This is a genomic window from Wolbachia endosymbiont (group A) of Udea olivalis, assembly GCF_964028365.1.
Taxonomy (GTDB): Bacteria; Pseudomonadota; Alphaproteobacteria; order Rickettsiales; family Anaplasmataceae; genus Wolbachia; species Wolbachia pipientis.
The window spans coordinates 703,498-724,978 of the sequence record NZ_OZ034773.1; the positions used below are offsets into that span (position 1 = coordinate 703,498).

The 21,481-nt window shown below is 35.7% G+C and carries 17 protein-coding genes and 2 pseudogenes; 17 read left to right on the plus strand and 2 right to left on the minus strand.

From position 1 onward, the window contains the following. Positions 1 to 24 precede the first annotated feature (24 nt). From ABWU32_RS03270 to ABWU32_RS03290, 5 genes are all read left to right on the plus strand, one after another. Entirely contained in the window at positions 25 to 528 is a 504-nt protein-coding gene (locus ABWU32_RS03270; protein ID WP_265027977.1) for a hypothetical protein, read from the plus strand. Positions 529 to 565: 37 nt separating this feature from the next. Further along, entirely contained in the window at positions 566 to 1,018 is a 453-nt protein-coding gene (locus tag ABWU32_RS03275) for a hypothetical protein (protein WP_265027978.1), read from the plus strand. 61 nt (positions 1,019 to 1,079) lie between these two features. After that, positions 1,080 to 3,233: an AAA family ATPase gene (locus ABWU32_RS03280; protein WP_353278813.1), complete on the plus strand. Its 2,154-nt coding sequence runs from the start codon at positions 1,080 to 1,082 to the stop codon at positions 3,231 to 3,233. Between the two features lie 1,241 nt (positions 3,234 to 4,474). After that, entirely contained in the window at positions 4,475 to 5,893 is a 1,419-nt protein-coding gene (locus ABWU32_RS03285) for an AAA family ATPase (RefSeq protein ID WP_265027980.1), read from the plus strand. 69 nt (positions 5,894 to 5,962) lie between these two features. Continuing rightward, the gene (locus tag ABWU32_RS03290; RefSeq protein ID WP_047759514.1) at positions 5,963 to 6,814 is read left to right on the plus strand and encodes a BRO family protein; all 852 of its coding nucleotides are present in this window, start codon (positions 5,963 to 5,965) and stop codon (positions 6,812 to 6,814) included. Between the two features lie 474 nt (positions 6,815 to 7,288). On the opposite strand, the gene ABWU32_RS03295 is transcribed toward ABWU32_RS03290, so the two are convergent. Next, positions 7,289 to 8,404, minus strand: a complete 1,116-nt coding sequence (locus tag ABWU32_RS03295; protein ID WP_353278816.1) for a hypothetical protein — start codon at positions 8,402 to 8,404, stop codon at positions 7,289 to 7,291. Continuing rightward, complete coding sequence (locus tag ABWU32_RS03300) at positions 8,370 to 9,542, minus strand: hypothetical protein (RefSeq protein ID WP_265027982.1); 1,173 nt, start codon at positions 9,540 to 9,542, stop codon at positions 8,370 to 8,372. Before ABWU32_RS03300 ends, ABWU32_RS03295 begins: the two co-directional genes overlap by 35 nt. A gap of 277 nt (positions 9,543 to 9,819) precedes the next feature. Between ABWU32_RS03300 and ABWU32_RS03305 the strand changes: the two genes are divergently transcribed. The 12 genes and pseudogenes from ABWU32_RS03305 to ABWU32_RS03360 all read left to right on the plus strand — a co-directional run bounded on the left by ABWU32_RS03305 (position 9,820) and on the right by ABWU32_RS03360 (position 21,448). Continuing rightward, positions 9,820 to 10,275: a crossover junction endodeoxyribonuclease RuvC gene (locus tag ABWU32_RS03305; RefSeq protein ID WP_265027983.1), complete on the plus strand. Its 456-nt coding sequence runs from the start codon at positions 9,820 to 9,822 to the stop codon at positions 10,273 to 10,275. 112 nt (positions 10,276 to 10,387) lie between these two features. Further along, positions 10,388 to 11,008, plus strand: a pseudogene (locus ABWU32_RS03310) (ParB N-terminal domain-containing protein); the annotation flags it as partial. 590 nt (positions 11,009 to 11,598) lie between these two features. After that, on the plus strand, positions 11,599 to 13,071 hold the full coding sequence (ltrA, locus tag ABWU32_RS03315) for a group II intron reverse transcriptase/maturase (RefSeq protein ID WP_264378235.1): 1,473 nt from the start codon (positions 11,599 to 11,601) through the stop codon (positions 13,069 to 13,071). Between the two features lie 149 nt (positions 13,072 to 13,220). After that, a pseudogene (locus tag ABWU32_RS03320) lies at positions 13,221 to 13,850 on the plus strand (DNA-methyltransferase); the annotation flags it as partial. Then, positions 13,847 to 14,323, plus strand: coding sequence for a hypothetical protein (locus ABWU32_RS03325; RefSeq protein ID WP_353278819.1), 477 nt, complete (start codon positions 13,847 to 13,849; stop codon positions 14,321 to 14,323). The pseudogene ABWU32_RS03320 and the gene ABWU32_RS03325, both read left to right, overlap by 4 nt. A gap of 7 nt (positions 14,324 to 14,330) precedes the next feature. Next, entirely contained in the window at positions 14,331 to 15,800 is a 1,470-nt protein-coding gene (locus ABWU32_RS03330; RefSeq protein ID WP_353278821.1) for an ankyrin repeat domain-containing protein, read from the plus strand. Next, on the plus strand, positions 15,797 to 17,626 hold the full coding sequence (locus tag ABWU32_RS03335) for a phage terminase large subunit family protein (RefSeq protein ID WP_353278823.1): 1,830 nt from the start codon (positions 15,797 to 15,799) through the stop codon (positions 17,624 to 17,626). The genes ABWU32_RS03330 and ABWU32_RS03335 overlap by 4 nt, the downstream gene beginning before the upstream one ends. Then, positions 17,619 to 17,843, plus strand: a complete 225-nt coding sequence (locus ABWU32_RS03340; RefSeq protein ID WP_230609214.1) for a gpW family protein — start codon at positions 17,619 to 17,621, stop codon at positions 17,841 to 17,843. Before ABWU32_RS03335 ends, ABWU32_RS03340 begins: the two co-directional genes overlap by 8 nt. After that, positions 17,840 to 18,538: a glycoside hydrolase family 25 protein gene (locus ABWU32_RS03345; protein ID WP_353278825.1), complete on the plus strand. Its 699-nt coding sequence runs from the start codon at positions 17,840 to 17,842 to the stop codon at positions 18,536 to 18,538. The genes ABWU32_RS03340 and ABWU32_RS03345 overlap by 4 nt, the downstream gene beginning before the upstream one ends. Continuing rightward, positions 18,532 to 19,932: a phage portal protein gene (locus ABWU32_RS03350; protein ID WP_353278827.1), complete on the plus strand. Its 1,401-nt coding sequence runs from the start codon at positions 18,532 to 18,534 to the stop codon at positions 19,930 to 19,932. The genes ABWU32_RS03345 and ABWU32_RS03350 overlap by 7 nt, the downstream gene beginning before the upstream one ends. A 14-nt stretch (positions 19,933 to 19,946) precedes the next feature. After that, positions 19,947 to 20,999 carry a S49 family peptidase gene (locus ABWU32_RS03355; RefSeq protein ID WP_353278829.1) on the plus strand — a complete coding sequence of 351 codons (1,053 nt, stop codon included), beginning with the start codon at positions 19,947 to 19,949 and terminating at the stop codon, positions 20,997 to 20,999. Between the two features lie 77 nt (positions 21,000 to 21,076). Continuing rightward, the gene (locus ABWU32_RS03360; protein ID WP_353278831.1) at positions 21,077 to 21,448 is read left to right on the plus strand and encodes a head decoration protein; all 372 of its coding nucleotides are present in this window, start codon (positions 21,077 to 21,079) and stop codon (positions 21,446 to 21,448) included. The last annotated feature ends 33 nt before the right edge of the window (positions 21,449 to 21,481 follow it).

The following is a 21,481-nucleotide window of genomic DNA, read 5'->3' on the forward strand; positions in this document are numbered from 1 at the left end:
TTTACTTAATTTATAGGAGACAATATGTTATCAGATTTTTTAACTGATTTTAATACTGCAAAAATACAGAGTAGTTTGATACCCAAAGGTACAATAGTTAAGGTAAAAATGGCAATAAAGCCTGGAGGTTATGAGAATTGGTTCACGAAAAGCTACACTACTGGCAGCATCTATTTAAACGCTGAATTTACTATCACTGAAGGTCCATATGCAAAACGCAAGATTTTTCAGATTATAGGTGTCAAAAGTGGCAAAGCAGAAGGTGAAGAAGACATCTGGGGAGAATCTGGACGTTCTATGCTTAGAAGCATTTTGGAGTCAGCACGAAATATTCATGCACATGACACTTCAGAGAAAGCAGTTACTGCTAGAAAAATCAACTCTATAGCTGATTTTAACGGGTTAGAGTTTACTGCAAAAGTTGGTATTGAAGCCGACAGTAGATACGGGAACAGGAACAGAATTGCTACAGTTGTTACTCCAGAACGGCAGTCTGATCCTCAGAAAGGGGACTGGATACCCTTCTAGCAAGCAAAAGAATTATTTTTTATATTAGAGGACTCTTATGAATAAATTTCAAAAAACACTATTAATTAATAATCTTAAAGAATGTCTATCTTATTTATTGTCTGACAATCATGAAACAGCAGATGATCTTTCTAAGCGAGATGTAGCTAAACTTTTGACTTCAGTTATAAATGATATAAATCTTGCTAAAGATTTACTAAATAAGACTACTAAACAGCGTTGGAGAAGAGAGTATGATACTATTTTGCAGTTAATTGATAAGAAGTCACATGGAGGAGTTCCTTATGCTAAGAACTCGTTTAGTTACCTTTTTGAATATAAATTTGGCCTTAAGGGTTGTCATTCTATTCGCAAACATATTAACACTTTAGCTGCTGCTGGTTATATTAAATTTTATGAGAAAGAAATACCAGAAAGTAAAAGGCGAATCAAAGTTATGAAAGTAGTTGCAAATTTAAAAACGGCAAATCCATACCAACAAAATTCATAAAACGGACGCTGAGCTTAGTCAAACTTCAAATTAATTAAATTATAAACATATTGGAGATTGTATGGATACATATTGTGATTTTAATACAGCAGCTCCACTAAAGAATGGAAATTATAAGCCATTAGAGGAGAAAGAACAGTTAAAAGATCAACTTCTACTAAATATCAGGTCTTGTCTTTCATACCTATTACCAAGAGGAATTTTTCGTGGTGATAAGTTTTATGTAGGCAATATACAAGGTGATAAAGGCAAGAGTCTAGTAGTAGAATTAAGTGGCAATGAAGCTGGCCTATGGCATGATTTTGCAACAGGAGAAGGTGGTGACATTATCGACCTTTGGGCAGAAGTGCATAGAAAAAGTACTAGAACAGAGTTTACTGAAGTAATGGACTCTATAGCTGAATGGCTTGGTCATTTTAAAAAGATCAAAACTGACAAAACTGCAGGTAATCCAACTGCATATTGGGATTATTACGATGAAAACGGCCAAGCTATTGTTAGGGTCTATCGTTATGATGATAATAATGGAAAGCGATATCTTCCTTTTGATATAAAAAAATCTGACTTTGGTGCACCGAAGATAAGGCCACTCTATAATATTCCAGGTATTTTGAAATCCGATAAAGTTATTTTTGTTGAAGGGGAAAAATGTGCAGAAGCGCTGATAGAGAAAGGAATAACTGCAACAACAGCAATGTCTGGAGCAAATGCACCTATTGAGAAGACAGATTGGACTCCACTTAAAGGTAAACACATTATTATATGGCCAGATAATGATGAACCAGGTAAACGATATGCTGAAAATGCTGCAAAAAAGCTTTTAGAGATCGGAGTTGCATCACTTGTTAAGCTTAAGATACCACAAGATAGGCCGAAAGGTTGGGATGCTGCTGATTGTGTAAAGGAGGGTATAAGCATTGAAGAATTTTTAGCTTCAACTCCTTTACTTACTATTGATACCCCATCTACTGACATTCCAAATACTTCAAATATGAAAAGTTTAGAAAGATCTACAAAACAGCCGCTTAACATTTTAGACTGGAGTGTGAGTCGTTATTTAGGTTCAGTACCAATACAAAGGTTTCTTGTTGAAGGTTTATTTCCTTTAGGTGTTACCTCAATAGTAGCTGCTATGGGAGATACAGGTAAAGGTATGCTACTCCTTGACTTGGCACTTAAGGTTGCAAGTGATGCAGATCAGATATGTGGTTTTGGTTCCCTTGTTACAGAGCATGGATCAGTAGTGATTTTTTCAGCAGAAGATGATGCAGGTGAGATACACCGTCGTCTTGATCGTCTTGATCCTGGTAGCAAGAGAGCAGAATATCAAAATCGATTATTTATTATACCTATTCCAAATACGGGAGAGCCCTTTTCTATAGTGAAAAGCAACATGCGTGGTAAATGTCCTGAAACTTCAGATAAATTTGAAGACATCTGTAGACAATTAGATAAAGTAAAAGATCTAAAACTAATAGTATTTGATCCACTAGTATCATTTGTCCATGCTAATATAAACTCAGACCCAGAAATGGGATATTACGCAATGGGGTTACTTGCAAACTTAGCAAATGAAACAGGAGCAGCTGTAATTGTAGCACATCATATGAGAAAACCCAAGTGCAGTGAACCGATTACGACTGTGGAACAGGCAAGAGATGCGATAAGAGGTACAACTGCACTTGTTGATGGAGTTAGGTGTTCTTTTGCATTATGGCCTGCTTCAAAAGAGCATCAGAATACTGTGTTTAATACATTAAAGGTTAGTAAAGTTAATAATGCAGTATACCAAGGAGCTATAGTTAAGTCTAATGGAGCAACAGATAGGAATATAAGAACTTACTTACGCTCCTCAACTGGCTTGCTTGAGGATATATCTGAGGAATTTAAGCTTGGAAAATTATCTGATGAATACTTAAAAAAGATACTGATGCAAGCTATTGCAGTGTCAGCAGAAGAAGGTCATCCGTTTACTCATACAGGTGGACCAGGAGTGTTTCAACAACGGCATAGATTACCAGCTGCATTTCATGGTGTTAGTAGGCATAGACTTGAACGTTTAGCACAGGAACTATTAAACGAAAGAAAAATAGTAAAAGGTATGGCTACAAACTCAAAAGAGGATAAATGGCTTGATATCAAAACTGGTTCTTTTGCCAGAGGAGAAGGTAAGTTTAAGCTAGGTGCAGGAAGGTTTGAAATAGGTAACTTCTAAAAAATACTTAAAGCTCACTTATGAAAGTTTTGTGGGTTCATTTTGTCTCTCTGAAAGTAAGGTTTTAAGAACAAAAAATGAATTCCACACGACCAAATTTCCATGATTTCCGGAAAATTTATCAAGATTTGGAAATTAGAGTATATTCACACTTAAACTATTGAAATTCGTTGATTTTTAGCCATCTAATATAAGAAATATTACGTTTCCATTTCCAAAAAATTTAGCTAATTTGGTAACACTCAAACCCGCTACAGTGGCTAATTTCCACTTTCCGAGAATCTTATATATTATATATATATAAATAATAATAAATGATATAATAATAAACTAATATAAAATACAATAACTATAGTAATGGTTCATAATAGCTTTTAACTAGTAAGCGAAAAGAAAGAAGTTTGGAAAGGTTGTCACAAAACATTATTAAGATATTTACATTTAATGAAAGATACAATTAGCGCGGTTTTAAAACGATTCTACGACTTCAGGGTAGAATTATTACCACCAAAATCTAAGTTACTCATGTAGGGTAGCTTAAAACTCGATTACGAGGCATTTCTAAATTATTTTTTATCTAAAACTTTTATTTATTACAAAAAACCCTACAGTTAGTTTATCGTGTTTTTTGTTAGTTGCAAAGAAAATCTTTCAAACCTAAAGAACAAATGGTTAGTAGACTTTTTGAAACGTTATTTTTGCAACAGCCAACTTATGTCACTTCTATCATAGAGAGGGTAACAAAACGCTCCTACCCTTTAAAACGCTTTAGGAGGTCCTTACAACACTATTTGTAATTTAGATTGTGATAGTTCGTCTTTTTTAAATTAACGCGTGTAGCCTCCCTAAAAACTCGAATAAAAGGCATCTTTAGTAACCCAACTGTTGCAAAGTAAACTTACCAGTAAGTTTAACACATTTTTTACACTTTACAAAGAAAATTCTTCAAAAAAGATTGAACGACTTGTGGTGAGTATAAGGGGTTAATGGAGACTTTATGAAAATACAACAACTTTTATTGCAAATCTCTGAGCAATTAATTGCAAAACTCTCAGTAATGAAATTAGCAAATTGTAGAGGTAGCTCAAGGAAAAAAGTTTGAAGTTACTGCCATAGAAGAAGAAACAGAAGCTCGTAAAACTTGATTGCCCCTTAAAATGGAGACAAAGATCTAAATTTATTTATTTACGTCTCCAATTTTATCTAGTATAACGGAGACAAAGATTTATATTTCGTATTTTATGTCTCCATCATTTATTGGTAGGCAAACTGAGTTAAAACAACTACTGGAGCTTACAGAAAAAAATACTGCATCTTTTGTAGTAGTCAAAGGAAGGCGTCGTATAGGAAAAAGTCGTTTAATTCAAGAGTTTGGTAAGTATTTTGAACAATATTACTCCTTTATAGGTTTGCCACCAGAAAAGCATACTACAATGTCCTACCAACTTAATGAATTTTCTAGACAAGTTGCTAGACAATTTAATACATCTTTTGCTAGGTATGATGACTGGAGCGATTTACTATGGGCAGTTGGTGAACGTCTACTATCAGGAAAAACATTATTGCTGTTTGATGAAATTTCTTGGATGGGCTCAAAAGATCCAACCTTTTTAGGAAAAATAAAAAATTTTTGGGATACGCAGCTAAAAAATAATAACAAGCTAATTTTCGTTGTTTGTGGATCAGCTTCATCCTGGATCGAGAAAAATATACTTAGTAGTACTGGTTTCGTAGGGAGAATATCGTTAACTTTAACACTCGGAGAATTATCGCTTTCTGATTGTAACGAATTTTGGCCAAAAAATATTTCAGCATATGAAAAGTTTAAGGTGCTTGCAGTAACTGGCGGAATTCCAAAGTATTTAGAGGAGGTAAATTTTAAGCATAGCGCTGAAGAAAATATTAAAAGGCTTTGTTTTACAAAAGGTGGGTTTTTAGTTGAAGAATTTAATCAAATATTCTCAGATTTATTCATGCGAAAAACGGCTTTTTATAAGCAAATAGTCAGAGCTCTTTCTACTGGAGCTAAAGAACAAGAAGAAATTTGTGCTACTTTAAATATCGTAAGACATGGACGCATTTCTGAGTATCTATATGAACTTGAGCTTGCTGGTTTTATAGCAAAGGATCATACTTGGAGTATAAAAACTGGTACTGATTCACGACTCAGGAGATACAGACTTCAAGATAATTATTTAAGGTTTTATCTAAAATATATCGAAAAAGATCTAGGGAAAATTAGTCGTGACACCTATTCTATAGGGTTCTTACCAGAGTGGTATACAATTATTGGGCTTCAATTTGAAAATTTGGTGCTGAACAATAGAAAGAATATACATAATATCTTAGGAGTTGATGGAATAATAAGCGAGAATCCATTTTTTCAGAAGAGAACGCGTAATAGTGCAGGTTGTCAAATTGATTATATGATTCAAACGAAGTTTAACACTCTCTACATTTGCGAAATCAAATTTTCAAAAGATAAAATTGGTCATTCAATAATACAAGAGGTACAAAAGAAAATAGATGCACTAAATCGTCCAAAAGGATTTTCATGTCGTCCAGTCCTTATCCACGTCAATGATGTAAGTGATGATGTTATAGATAGTGGTTACTTTTCACACATCATTGATTTTGGAAAATTATTGAATTGTAAGTAATGTTTTTTCTGACTTAAAAATAATGTCTTTTTAGTTTTTACGTTTATTCTTAACTTATAGAGGTTGCTTATGACTGATACTTTAACTTTAAAAGAAGGAGATATTGAAACTACTGCTTTTGATAATAGCAGTTTTACTAGAGTACTACATGATGGAGAGTGGTGGTATGTAATAACAGAAGTAATAGCTTTTCTGACAGGTAGTAAGAACCCATCTGACTATCTAAAAAAGATAAAAAGCAGAGATATAGGGCTTTCTGAAGGATGGGGACAATTTGTCACCCCCCTTGAAATTAAAACAAAAGGTGGTAAACAGAATGTTAATTGTACAAATGTTGAGGGGTTGTTTCGTATTTTGCAGTCTATTCCTTCCAAAAGAGTTGAGCAATTTAAACGTTGGCTTGCAAAAGTTGGGTATGAAAGACTACAAGAATATGAAAACCCTGAACTTGCACTCAAACGAATCTATGCCGATTATGCTGCAAAAGGGTACCCTCAAGAATGGATACAAAAGAGAATAGAATCAATAGCTGTCAGAAATCAACTAACAAAAGAATGGGGTAATAGAAATATATCTGACCACAATAACAAGTATATTGAAGGTAGGGAATACGCAATATTGACAGACGTAATTTCTGAGGGAACATTTGGAGTAAAAACAAAGCATCATAAGGAAATAAAAGGCTTGAAGAAACAGCCTTTAAGAGATCATATGACGCCGATTGAGCTAATTTTCAATATGCTAGGAGAACAGGCTACAATTGATGAGATAAAGGATAAAGATGCGCAGGGTTATAATAAAAATTTAGAGGCGGCAAAGGAAGGAGGTAAGAACGCAGGCACAGCAAGAGAGGCATTTGAAAGAGCTAGAGGTGTGAAAGTCGTTTCTTCAGATAACTTTTTAAAGAGGATTAAAGATTAAAGTTCTCACTATGAGAAATCTCTGAATTTTATGATTTAAAACGTTTTAGAAGGCTATTATAGCGTTATCTCTAATTTAGATAGTTTGTTTTGTATGCTTTTACCAAAAACTCATGTAATTTCTGAGCTGCATTAAAATTATTTAAACTTTTTTTGAGAAAATCCCGGAAAAAGTAGTAAGAAATCCGGTATATATTAGTATAGGGGCATTGAGTGTAGATGTGCTTCAAACACAAAAGTCGGCAAACGGACAGAGTAGAAAAGATTGAAGAAAGCAAAAGAAATTTAGGCTTTTGGTAAGTTACATAATTGAGAATTTGTATTTTTTTAGATGAGACAAAAACTGTATTTTAAAGCTAGATGTGACTTCAGGGTAAAATACCAACCAAAGAACGCTTCTTTAAAACTTGATCACAAGCCTTGTCACAAATTTTACTTTTTCCATTATAACATCTTTTACTTCTCTTTAACACAGTTAACGAACTACTTTTATCAGCACAGTGAAAGGGTTAATATGGTAGCCATAATCTTTACGCGATGATCCAGGCCAACCAACTGTTTGAATCACATCATTACGTTCGATGTTTAATCCTAACTTTTTAGCTAAAGTGGTTTTTATTGTTCTTTGGATTGTGTTTATTGGTTTTCTAATGTAATGTTCTGGGTCTGCTTCTGGATCAAGATTTAGGCGCTTTTCTATTTCAGTTATGCTAAGCAACATGTGTTTTTCAGGGGGTAATTCTTTTTTACAATCATGCAAAAATTGTTCAAATAATATGCGAAAAACTTTCATACATGTTACAGCTTTCTTATTTAGAATCTCTATATTGTTTACGTAAAGTGAGCCCTCTATCAATTGCAACTTTAGTAATTCCTTCTCTTTAGGAGGTTCAATTAGATTAAGTGAAGTATGCAAAATTTGCATTGAAGTATTTGGTATTAACTCTGGTACTCCTCTTTGTACTGCTTCTTGAAATACTTCAATTAAAGTCTGATGCTGAAAGAAAAGGTCAACCATTTTTACTATGGGCAAATCAAGAGGTATGTTTGATGGATTTTTTCTCAGTATTATTAATACAGTTGGATTAGCTTTAAGCTTATCTATCGTTAAGAATGTTGGATTGGTGCAAAAATCAAGTATGATTAAACTTACAATCTTACCTTGTCCACCAACATGATAAACTCCACTTTCCACTTTTTGCCACATAAAATTTGTATCACTTAGCTGACCTTCAAACCAATTCATAAATTTCTCTGGGTTTAAATATACAGATAAGCGATGAAATCTTTGCTTCTTGTAGGTATTAGGTAAAATATCACGGTTGCAATTTTCACAAATTATGTTATCGCATGCTTCGTTAAAGTCCTCATCAATGAAAATCTCATTGTTACAGTATGGATCAACTATATTTGGCCAATCTAATTTATCTTGTCTACGAGAGCAGATAATGTAAGACCTCTCTTGCATCTGAATTAATTTAAGATCTGACAAATACCTTGCTGCTTTGATGTAATTTTGATTTGGATTAACCCAAGAGCTGCCAGAATTAAGAAGATCAGAGATTTGCTCTTGGCAAGATTGTAAGACCATAAAATTGTTTTATGTATGCTTTAAAATCCTCTCTTTCCCTTTTATTCAGAGGATGTTCAGAGTAGTAAATTGCTATATACTCATCACTTCGCTTGAAAAATAAGCCTATCTTTTTGCCTTGAAATATTACTTTAATCGACTCTATAAATGGCACTATGTCTCCTACAAATGGCTTTAAAACATGCAATTCCGGTGCAATAGGATCATATGGAGCAACAGTCAAAGTGATATTAGTATAGCTGTAATTGAAACGATTTGACTGAAACTTTAACTCAAAAACACGAATATTTGAATCAGATTCATTAATACAAGTTTCTATAAATTTATGCACCTGTTCCGCGAAGTTTTTATCCTGCACATCTACAAAAATACATTCGCAGCCAAAGTAACAACTTGCAATGCTATTTGCTATTTCTATAGCTTGATCAATATTTCTAGCACCAAGATCTACCTGAGTGCCATTTAGTAGAAAATCCAAAATCATCCACTCTGCCTTATGGCCATGAATGACTTTGTTTGAATTTAACAACAAATCTATATCGCTAGCTTTTCGTATTAACACATATAAACGATTCTGATGATAGAAGAAACCTTGTAGTTGATTCTCGAAACTGTCATTTCTCTTAATGTTATCTTCTTTCAGTATTTGTTGTATGATTTCCTCTGAGATAAAGTCTTTAAATGGAGTACTTGGTCGTCTTGGTATTTTTTGTAAGGCAAAAGACATGAAACTCTTTCTTTGTATTTTTTCAAAGTGATAGACAGACTTTAAAAGATTGTAATCTGCATGAAACAGTAGAAACAGCAAAGACTTCTTATCATATTTATTATTATTTTTTACAAGGTAGGATTTCATGAGTTCTGTAGTTAATGCAGATCTTGCAATTTCACTGACAGTAACTTCTAGTTTTGCACGGTCAAAACAGGTAATCAAGTAGTAAGTAACGAGAGAATCGGAATAATTAGCAATCACTTTACGTTTGTATTGTACAGATGTATTATCGTAGCTTTCATCATCAAAGAGTTGAGCATTTAATTTATCTTTAAAGGAGTTTTGAAAAATAATATTTAATTGCTTACCAGAAAGTGAATCTATCCAAGACTGACGTATTTTTGTATTGTGAAAACGATCAAGCAAATGGTTAACAGGGACTTCTAAATCATCTTCCTAAAATTTACGATTTGGATAAATGTTCATAAGAAACTAACCACACCATAATAGCATAATAGACTATTTAAATAGTTAAGATAGAAATCTGAAAGTCTTGACCAATAATTATGCAAGGGCTGTTTACTGATTTTTAACCAAGCTTTTTCTAAAAAGTTTACTTAAGAAGAAGATTTTTTGGACAAAATTTTTTCAAATCCTGAATATATATTATATAGCACTCTAGCGAAACAAATTCTGAATATAAATGTCAATCCTAACACTCGACCTCGGCAAACAAACGGGCTGGGCAATTCTAACAGATGGAATAATTGAAAGTGGAAGCAAAAGTTTTCATGGTAGTCGTTTCAGTGGAGGTGGAATGTGCTTCTTAAACTTTCGTAATTGGCTCAATTCTTTGAAAGACATTTCTGCAGTTTATTTTGAAGAAGTAAGAAGACATCTAGGAACTGATGCAGCGCATTGCTACGGTGGTTTTCTTGCAGTTCTCTCTGCTTGGTGTGAAGAGAACAATATTCCCTACCAAGGTGTTAATGTTAAAACTATCAAACGCTTTATAACGGGCAAAGGCAATGCAAGTAAGAGTGAAGTTATTGAAGCTGTAAAGAAAAAAGGGGGTTCACCTAGAGATGATAATGAGGCCGATGCTTTGGCATTAATGTTCTATGTTAGTAAAGATTTTAATAGTCTAAAAATACCATAAAAGTGGGTCCTTTCAGCCATAATGGCGGATTTGGTGGTGCTGACCCCAGGCCTTCTTTAGCGTCAGAGATATTTTAAATATTAACCTTTTAGTTATTAAGAATTTAAATTATATGAATTTAGCAATCCACTATTATCCTACTCGAGATCTCGTCGAATATGAGCGTAATCCTCGTAAAAATGACGATGTGGTCAACAGAATGTGTGCTTCTATTCGAGAATTCGGCTTTCGTATACCAATAGTTGCAAAAAGCGATGGAACTGTGGTTGATGGTCATTTAAGACTTAAAGCAGCAAGAAAGCTTGGTATGGAGAGTATTCCAGTGGTTTTAAGTGATAATTTAAATGAACCACAAACCAAAGCTTTTCGATTACTGGCCAATCAATCAGCTAATTGGGCAAAGTGGGATGATGAGCTTTTGAAAGTAGAAATTCAAGAGTTAGAAGATTTACAGTTTGATCTTAAAATGACAGGATTTGAATTAGAAAAAGTTCAACATTTCCTTGATGATTTAGATAGTGAAAAAGAAGATTTTTCTGACTTGGTTGGTGATGAAAAAAGGGTAGAAATAACAAAACCAGGTGATTTATGGATTTTAGGTGATCATCGAATCTATTGTGGTGATAGCTCTTTAGTTGAATCATATAAAGCGGTATTAGATAATAAAATGGCAGATATTACCGTATGTGATCCTCCATATAACGTTGATTACGTTGCGACGCGAAGGCGTCAGAAGTAGCTGTTTCTCAGGATTTTCTAGGTTTTCTTAGAAAGATCAAGAAGAAACCGTCCGTGTTGCCGGATGAATCTAGGGGCATGAATTAAGTAGCTGCCCTGACAATGTAACAAAGCATTATGCGGGATACAAATTGCAAAAGGCGTATTCTCCCTCAAACCATACAGAGGGTAAGTGCTAGATAGTGAATAAGGTGAAGGTAACTGAACCTGTGATAAAGACCGTAAACGTTGACAAGCGAAAGCGGTTGATACGCTTGGGCCAAAAGGCATTGGAAGCAGGAGGAACATCTCGTAGTTGTGTTCCCGTAACCTATAAGCTTCTCGGTCGACAGCAGGCACCTAAGTTCACAAGCTACTTTTGGGGAAGCGTGGAAACCCTGTACTTGCTCCCTACCATAGTGGGGACAGCAAACTGTAAGGAATGCTTATGGCAGTGCAGGTTTGGGATGTCGGAAAAAGCAAAGGTCTCACTGTAATGGTGGGAATACCAGTTGAAACATTACTGGACATAAAAGTGTGCCCACGTCCGATAGGTCTTTCTTTGTAAGAGATTTTGGAGAACTTTTTATATATGAGGAAAAGCAAATGACAACACTGACATATTCAGCGATTGGTGCATCCTCTACACCTACAATTACATGGGAATCTATTAATTGGACTAAAGTGATAATAGGTGTCAAAAAGCTCCAGATGCGTATTGCAAAGGCTGTTCGAGAAAGAAGGTACGGCAAAGTGAAAGCTTTGCAATGGATATTGACACATTCGTTTACTGCAAAACTTTTGGCTGTTAAACGAGTCACTCAAAATCAAGGAAAAAACACCCCTGGGGTTGATGGCTTAGTTTGGCGCACACCGCAACAAAAGATCAAAGCTGTTCAATCGTTAAAGCGTCGAGGATATTGCGTCCAACCGCTCCGACGAGTATGGATTCCAAAAAGAGCAGGAAAAAAACGTCCTTTGGGAATACCAACTATGAAGGATCGGGCAATGCAGGCTCTTTATCTGCAAGCACTTGAACCAGTTTCAGAATCAATTTTAGATCGTCATGCCTATGGTTTTCGGCATAAAAGATCAGCTGCTGATGCTATTGACCAATGTTTTAAAACGTTGTGCCAAAAAGTATCGGCACCATGGATCCTAGAAGCAGATATCAAATCTTGTTATGACTCCATTAGTCATGCATGGCTTTTAGAACACTGCCCTATGGATAAGAAAATTCTGAAAAAATGGCTGACAGCAGGATACATGGATAAGAACACTTTTTATATCATTAAAGAAGGTACTCCTCAAGGAGGGATCATCTCTCCTACACTGATGAATATTACCCTTAGAGGCTTAGAAAAGACAGCCCAAAAATCTGCCTTTTGGCGCGATAAGGTTAATACTACCGCCTACGCTGATGACTTTATTATTACAGGAAGATCGAAAGAAGTCCTTGAAAACAAAGTAAAACCAGCAGTGTGTGCCTTTTTGAAGGAGCGTGGATTGGAATTCTCAGTAGAAAAAACTAAGATTACTTCCATTGATGAAGGATTTGATTTTCTAGGATTTACGATTCGAAAGTATCGAGGAAAGCTCTTGATCATGCCTTCTAAAGCAAGTATCAAAGAGTTCCTAAAAATGATCCTGGAAACCATGAGACTTCACAGCACAATAACAACGGAACAACTTATCTACACCTTGAATCCTAAGATCAGAGGATGGACAAATTATTACCGTCATGTTGTGTCAAAGAAAGTGTTCAACTATGTCGATCATAAGATCTTTGGTGCGCTTTTGAGATGGATTAAAAGAAGGCATCCAAATAAAAATTTTCAATGGAGAAAGCAGAGATACTTTTGCACCATTGGCAATAATAACTGGACCTTCTTTGCTAAGTCTTCAAAAGATAAAGGACAAGGTAGCATGGTAACTTTAATGCAAGCTGCCTCAATTCCGATTGTGAGACATGTCAAAATAAGAGCAGATGCTAATCCCTATGATCCAAAGTTTAATTCATACTTTTTCAAGCGAAATCTTGAAAGAAAGAAATACCAACATTGTATTAAGGAGAAGTAATTATGACGAAACTTGAGAACCAGTCTTCTATCGATAACAGCCGGGCAAATAAATCTGCCTTTGAAAGGCTTGAGCCGTATGACGGAAAACTGTCAAGTACGGTTCTTAGGGGGAAAAGGAGCGGCAACGCTTCTCTTTCTACCCGGCGTAGCAGTCAGGAAAGAGAAGATAAAAAAATACTAAACGATAATCAAGGTGAAAAGTACGAACTTTTTCTCTACTACATTTGTTCCAATATTTTAGCATATACGAAAGGAGCAATTTACATCTGCATATCATCATCAGAGTTTTCGACGTTGCAAAAAGCATTTGAAGAAGCAGGTGGACGTTGGTCGACATTTATCATTTGGGCGAAGAATCACTTTACACTAGGCAGATCTGATTATCAAAGACAATACGAAGCAATGCTTTATGGATGGAAAAGTGGCAATAAACGTGAGTGGTATGGAGGTAGAAATCAAAGTGACCTCTGGTTTTATGATAAGCCAACACACAACTCACTACATCCAACGATGAAGCCAGTAGAGCTAATGGAGAGAGCAATAGTAAACAGCAGTAGATCTGGAGACATAGTACTTGATCCATTTAGCGGTTCTGGCAGCACACTGATTGCATGTGAGAGAACAGGAAGAATTTGTAGAACAATAGAGCTAGATTCAAAGTTTGTAGATGTAACGATAAAACGTTGGCAAGTGTATACAGGCAGGGAAGCAATTCTTTCTGGTACTGGTAAAACTTTTCAAGAGATTCAAGAAGAAAAAAAGGAGCAAAAAAAGTGAAGTTAATAACACAAACAGAATGGGCAAGAGAACAAGGATTTTCAAAGCAATATGTCTGTTATTTAGTAAAAAAAGGAATAGTTGAGCTGGAGGATGGACTCATTGACCGAGAACAAGCAAACAGGGCTATAGAAACAATCAGAGATCCAAGTCAACCACTGAGAAGAAAAAACTATTCAGAAAGCGGAGAAAAACTTTCCACGATGTTGCTTAAAACGCGAATAAAAAATGAAATGGAACGTGGTAAACTGCTTGAGGCAAAAGCTAAGGCTGAAATAGGAGAGCTTGTAGCAGTAGAAGAAGTGAAAAACGAAGCATTTAATGTAGCAAGAGTTGTACGTAATAATTTGCTTAATATTCCAAATAGAGTTTCAGCACTACTTGCATCACTGAGTGATACTGAAAAGATTCATATGGCGCTAACTGAAGAGATTACAAACTCGCTTGAAGAATTATCTAACACTAAATTTTAAATATAAAATGTCTGCTCACTTAAGTTTAGAACTAATAAAGTGTTTAATTAATCAACCTGGATTAGATGTTAATGTTAGAGGATTAAATGGAAAGATACCACTACATTGCGCTATAGAGTTTGATGAATTAAGCATGGTGGATCTGCTACTTACGAAGAAGAACATTAATCCTTTTGTGGAAGATAATGATGGTAAAACATCTCTTGATTACGCCAAAGAAGGGAAAAAAGCAGAAATATTAAAAGCGCTAATTAATAATAAATACGGGTCAGAACAAGATAGCTTACTTCATTTAGCTGCAATGGTGGGTGAGGTAAATGCTGTAAGGTACCTAATAAATAGAGGCATCGATGTTAATTCGCGTAATGCAATATTTCATACACCATTACATTTGGCAGCCGGTATTGGACATGTAGAAGTTGTAAAGATTTTAGTCAGAGAAGGAAATGCTGAAATCGAGGTTTTTGATGCACGAAATCAGACACCGATGCACTATGCAGTTAACAACAAAAAATTAGAGATAGTAAAGTTATTACTGGAGCTAGGAGCAGATGTAAATAGCGCACGTGTAGGACAAAATTCAATGAAATTATCACCAGTGCATATAGCTGTAAGTAACACTAATTACGATGAAAGAGATTTGTGTCTCGATATTCTCAAATGCTTAATAAAGGAGCCTAATGCTCAAGTTAATTTACAGGATTACGAAAATAAAACGCCACTACATTATGCTGAAAGACTTAAAACAATAGAGGTTTTACTAACGCGAGAAGATATAGATCCTCTGGTAAAAGACGATAGTGGCAAAACACCATTTGATTACGCTAAACCTGAGATAAAGAAGACTTTGATGAGCAATAAGTATGGTTCTGAGAAGAATAGTCTACTCCATTTAGCTGCACAAATGGGAGAAATTGAGCTTGTAGAGTCTATCTTAAAAGAAGAAATTGATATTGATATTTCAAACAATAAGAGTCTATCACCGATTTACCTTGCTGCAGAAAAAGGACATTTACATGTAGTAAAATTACTACTGAAAAAAGGAGCAAACTATACACCTGTTCTGCACTTAGCAATCAAGTCAAATAATTTAGAATTGCTAAAAACTTTATTTAAAGAAAAGAGCATCAAATTACCAGACGAGATAGGCAAGTCTGTACCAGTTTATTATAGGTGTATAGAACATAGAGATGCAAAAGTAAGAAAATACACCAATGTGATCTGTGTTTTTACCTCAGTAAGTGCAGTAGCAATAGCGGTATGTATAGGGTTAACAGCAACAACAATAAGCAGTGCAATAATTTTTGCAACAATAACAGGGATATTTGCGCTTGTTATAGCAATAATGATAAGTGAGGTGAGCAAAAGATATATAGAAAACGAATTTCAGAAAAAGATGTTTATGGAATTGGAAGAGTGTAGTTCTACTGTTAACAATATTGAGATAGAACCAATTATGAGTAGATGCAGACAATGATATACGCTAGAGCTTTTTCTGAAGGTTTAAGACCAGATCCCCAGCTTAAAGTATCAGAGTGGGCGAATGAGTATCGAGTTTTAGCAGCAACTGCAGCATCAGAGCCAGGTAAATGGAGAACAGAAAGAACTCCTTATTTAAAAGAAATAATGGATTCACTATCACCATCTTCACCTGCAGAAAAAGTAGTATTTATGAAGGGAGCGCAGATTGGGGGAACAGAAGCTGGCAACAATTGGATTGGCTATATCATCGATCAAACACCAGGTCCAATGCTGGTAGTACAGCCAACAGTTGAAATGGGAAAACGTTGGTCGAAGGGAAGATTTGCACCGTTAATAGAGAGTACACCATGTTTAAAAAGTAAAGTAAAAGACCCAAGGTCAAGAGATTCAGGGAATACTGTACAAAGTAAGGAGTTTCCAGGTGGAATAGTAGTAATAACTGGAGCGAATAGTAGTGTAGGACTGAGATCTATGCCAGTAAAATATCTCTTTCTTGATGAAATAGATGCCTACCCAGGAGATTCAGGAGGAGAAGGAGATCCAGTACTGCTCAGTATTGCTCGAACTAATACATTTGCACGGCGAAAGATTTTTTTAGTATCAACACCAACGATTCATGGAATAAGCAGAATTGAAAAAGAATTTGAAGCAACAGATAAGAGATACTTTTTTGTTCCATGTCCGCATTGTAATTACTATCAAGTTCTAAAATGGTCACAAATAAAGTGGGAGAACAATGATGCAAAAACAGCACATTATGTCTGCACTGAATGTAGTGGCAAAATAGAAAATCATCAAAAGACAGAAATGCTTGAACGTGGAGAATGGAGAGCTACAAATCAAACCTCAAGTAACAAAATAGCAGGTTTTCATCTATCAAGTCTTTATAGTCCTGTTGGCTGGTATAGTTGGCAACAAGCAGTAGAGGACTTTCTCCATGCAAAGGAAAGTGAACAATTACTGAAAGTTTGGATAAATACCACTTTAGGAGAAACTTGGGTAGATAAAGGAGAAGTACCAGACTGGAAGCAATTATTCAACAGAAGAGAATTTTTTCCCGTAGGCACAGTACCAAAAGGCGAAGTAGTTCTTACAGCAGGAGTAGATGTACAAAAAGATCGGTTAGAAGTAGAAGTTGTAGCATGGGGAAAAAGCCGCGAAAGTTGGTCAATAGACTATCGAGTATTTGAAGGAGATACAGGAGGAGGAGAAGTATGGGGAAAACTTTCGGAGCTTCTGAGTCATCATTTTATCGGTGAAAATGGGCTTGAGTATATGATAAGTATGATGGCAGTAGATGCTGGATATGCAACACAAGAAGTATACAATTGGATAAGAGGTCATCAAGGATCTGGAAGAGTAATGGCAGTCAAAGGTGTAAATAAAGCACTAGTACCACTTAGCAGCCCAAGTAGAGTAGATATAACAGTTGGTGGTCAAAAGCTAAAGAGAGGAATAAAGCTCTGGCCAGTAGGAGTATCGATATTAAAGTCAGAGCTTTTTCAATTACTTAATGTTTTAAAAGAAGGTGAAGAAGCTCCAGCAGGATACTGTCATTTTCCGGAGTATGCACCTGAATATTTTAAGCAGCTAACGGCAGAGCAATTAGTCAGTAAGGTAGTAAAAGGATACACCAAACAAGAGTGGCAAAAGGTAAGAGAAAGAAATGAAGTACTAGATTGCCGAATTTATGCGAGAGCTGCATCTATTGCACTTGGAATTGATCGTTGGCCAGAGAGTAAATGGAATAGTTTGAGTGAAAAACCAGAAAGTAAAAAACCTAAAAAAGTAAGACAGAGTAAGTGGTTGAAAAATGTATAACGAAGAGTATTTGTTTCAAGTTGAACAAGCAATAAAGAAGCTGCAAAGCGGAGAGCGAGTAGTATCAATTGCATATGGTGACCATGTTGTGAGATATGCTGAAGTGCAAATAAACGATCTTTTAAACTTAAGACAAAGAATCAAGGCTGAGCTCAAGGTTGAAGGTCAAAAACCAAAAAGAAAGATTGTTATTTCAACGAATAAAGGAGTGGTATGAGAAGTTGCATGGTAGAAAATGGATACCCAGATTTTCTAGAGCATTTGAGGTATATGATAGCTACCGCTACACCAGGTATGCTTATAAATGCAGTAATAGATTTGTCGCACTGGAATCAGGACATAGATTTTAGATTAACAAAAGAAGATGGCATAGTAGGCATAATTCACAAAGCCACCCAGGGGGTAAAGTACGTAGATCCTGAATATACAAAAAGGAAAAAAGCCGCTGAAAAAGAGGAATTGCTTTGGGGTGCATACCATTTTGGTGTCGGGGAAAAAAGCGGCAAAGACCAAGCTGAGCATTTTCTCGAAACAATTGGTGATAGTTCAAATATATTGTTAGCCCTTGACATTGAGGAAAACAAAGATGGAAAAAGCATAATGCCAAAACAAGCAGAGGACTTTGTAAATAGGGTCTATTTAGTAACCGGACGTTTGCCGTTAATTTATGGAAGCCCTAGTTTTCTCAAGGATTTTGCCACCCCAACTTTAACAGAATGTCCACTATGGTTAGCAAAATGGGGAACAAAACTGACATTACCAATAGGATGGAGGAACTGGACTCTATGGCAATATACCGACGGTCAAACAGGAGCAAAGCCGCATGAAGTAGAAGGAATAGGAAAATGTGACAGAAATAAATTTAACGGAACTTTGAAAGAATTAAGAGAATTTTGGTTATCAGGATGTTAAAAACCTTCAAACAATTATTTGGCAAGCCAAAAATCAAAAGTTCTGCATGGGATGCAGCAGGCTCAGGAAGAAGGGTAATGTATTGGCAAGGAGAAGCAGGAAGCATAAATAATTTGCTTTCTCAAAGCCTTGAGCACTTGCGTAGTCGATCACGTGACATGGTGAGAAAAAATCCTTACGCTGCAAATATAATTGATACAATAGTAAGTAACTCTATTGGAACAGGAATAAAACCACAATCAAAAGCAAGAGATGGAGAATTTCGCAAAAAAGTACAAGAATTATGGCTAAAATGGACAGATGAAGCAGACAGTAATGGAGTAAGTGATTTTTATGGATTACAAGCTCTAGTATGCAGAAGTATGATAGAGGGAGGAGAATGTTTTGTACGTTTGCGGATCCGAAAACCTGAAGATGGTCTATGTGTACCTCTGCAATTACAAGTACTTGAGTCTGAACATTTAGATAATAAGAGCAATCAAACACTTGCAAATGGCAATATTATTCGTAGTGGCATTGAATTTAACCGACTTGGTCAAAGAGAAGCATATTACTTATTTAGAGAGCACCCAGGTGAAGGTTCGTTTGGAGAATCAGTTAGAGTACCGGCAAATGATGTTTTACATATCTACAAACCTTTAAGACCTGGGCAAATCAGAGGGGAGCCTTGGCTTTCTAATATACTGCTAAAGCTCTATGAACTTGATCAATATGATGATGCAGAACTAGTGAGAAAAAAGACAGCAGCGATGTTTGCAGGGTTTATTACGAGACTCGATCCAGAAGCAAATATCATGGGAGAAGGTGAAAGTAATGAGCAAGGAGTAGCACTATCAGGTTTAGAGCCAGGAACAATGCAGCTTTTAGACCCAGGAGAAGACATAAAATTTTCAGAGCCGTCTGATGTTGGGGGAAGTTATGAAGCATTTATGAGACAGCAACTGAGGGCAATAGCGATTGGTACAGGGATAACATATGAACAGCTAACAGGAGATTTAACAGGTGTTAATTATTCATCCATTCGAGCAGGATTAATAGAGTTTCGTCGTAGATGTGCTATGCTGCAACACAACATTATGGTATTTCAATTTTGCAGACCAGTATGGAGTAGATGGCTAGAGTTAGCAGTACTTTCTGGAGAACTGAGTACAGATGAAAAAGTAGTGAAAGAAGAAGTAAAATGGATACCACAGGGATTTGATTGGGTAGATCCACTGAAAGACCAGCAAGCACAGCAAATGGCGGTAAGAAATGGCTTCAAGAGCCGCTCAGAAGTAGTATCAGAAATGGGTTACGATGTAGAAGAAATTGACCAAGAAATAGCAGAAGATCAAAAGCGTGCTGATTCTCTCAACCTTTTCTTTGATTCTGATGTTAGGACACAAACAAAATAAATCTCGTTTACTTTATGGAAATTTTACAAACCAACTGGCTATGTAGGCCGATGATGATAGAGCAAAAAAGCTTTGACCTGTTGTCACTATATAACGGAAAACAACCTATCTTTAAAAATATAAAACATGCAGTAAATCAGAATATAGAAAAAACAGCAGTAATAGCAATACATGGAATTTTGACCAAAAAACCAGGAGCTTTTGACGTCTTTCTGGGAATGACATCATATGAGCAAATAGAAGAACAAATTACACAAGCATTAGCAGATAGTAGCATAGAGACAATTATACTGGAAATAGACAGCCCCGGAGGAGAGGTAAACGGTATATTTGACCTGGCTGATTTTATTTATGAATCAAGAGCAAAAAAGAGAATTATTGCAATAGCAAATGATGATGCATATTCTGCTGCGTACGCTATAGCCTCTAGCGCTGAAAAGATTTTTCTCACCCGCACTTCAGGAATTGGGAGTATAGGAGTAATAGCAAGTCATATAGATCAAAGTGGATTTGACGAAAAACAGGGAATAAAATATACCACAATATTTGCTGGTAGTCGGAAGAATGATTTAAATCCGCATGAGCCAATGACGTCTGAAAGTTTAGAAAGCTTACAAAAAGAAGTAGGAAGACTATATGAAATGTTTTTGCAGCTAATAGCAAGAAACAGAGGTCTTTCAATTGAAAAGATTCGATCAACAGAAGCAGGTCTATATTTTGGCGAGAAAGCAGTAGAAATAGGCCTTGCAGACGGAATGACAATTCTTTCATCTATTAATAAAAACAGGAGTATTACTATGAACGAACAAACTATAACTGACCTAGAAACTAATAATTTAACTAAGTATCGTACTGAAGTTCTTGAATTAATACGTTTATGTAATATATCAAAGATGCCAGAAAAGATAGGAGAATTTATTGAGCAGGGCGTAAGTGTTGAGCAAGCACGGGAAGTTTTAATGGAACTGCTAGCAGAGCGAACGAAGAAGACAGAAATACTGAGTGCAATACCACAGAATTCAGGAGAAGATTTAATGATACAGGTAGCAAGAAGTCGTAGGAGTTAAAGTATTTTTATAACCGCCGCGTACAATAACTACAAACATGGCGGTAAAACTAAAGGAAAAAAAGGAGAAAAGAAAATATGACATGTATAATCGAACAAAATAATCTAGGTGACTTATTAAAGTATGAGGCATCAAGTCTATATTCAAGAGATCAAATAACAGTAGCTAAAGGTCAAAATCTTAAGCTTGGTGCAGTAGTTGCCAAAAAGACGGAAGATGGTTTTATTAGAGTCCTTAATCCCACTGGAACAGACGGCACACAAACAGCAATAGGTGCAATAGTAAGTGATGTAAATGCGACAGAAAATGCCAAAGCAGTAATTATTACTCGTGGTGCAATACTAGCAGATCATGCAGTTGTGTGGCCAGCAAATATCACTGAAGAACAGAAAGCTGAAGCAATAAAGCAACTTGAAGGACGAGGGATCATTATCCGCAAGGGAGCTTAAAAAAAACTATTAAAAACACAAAAGGGGGGAAAT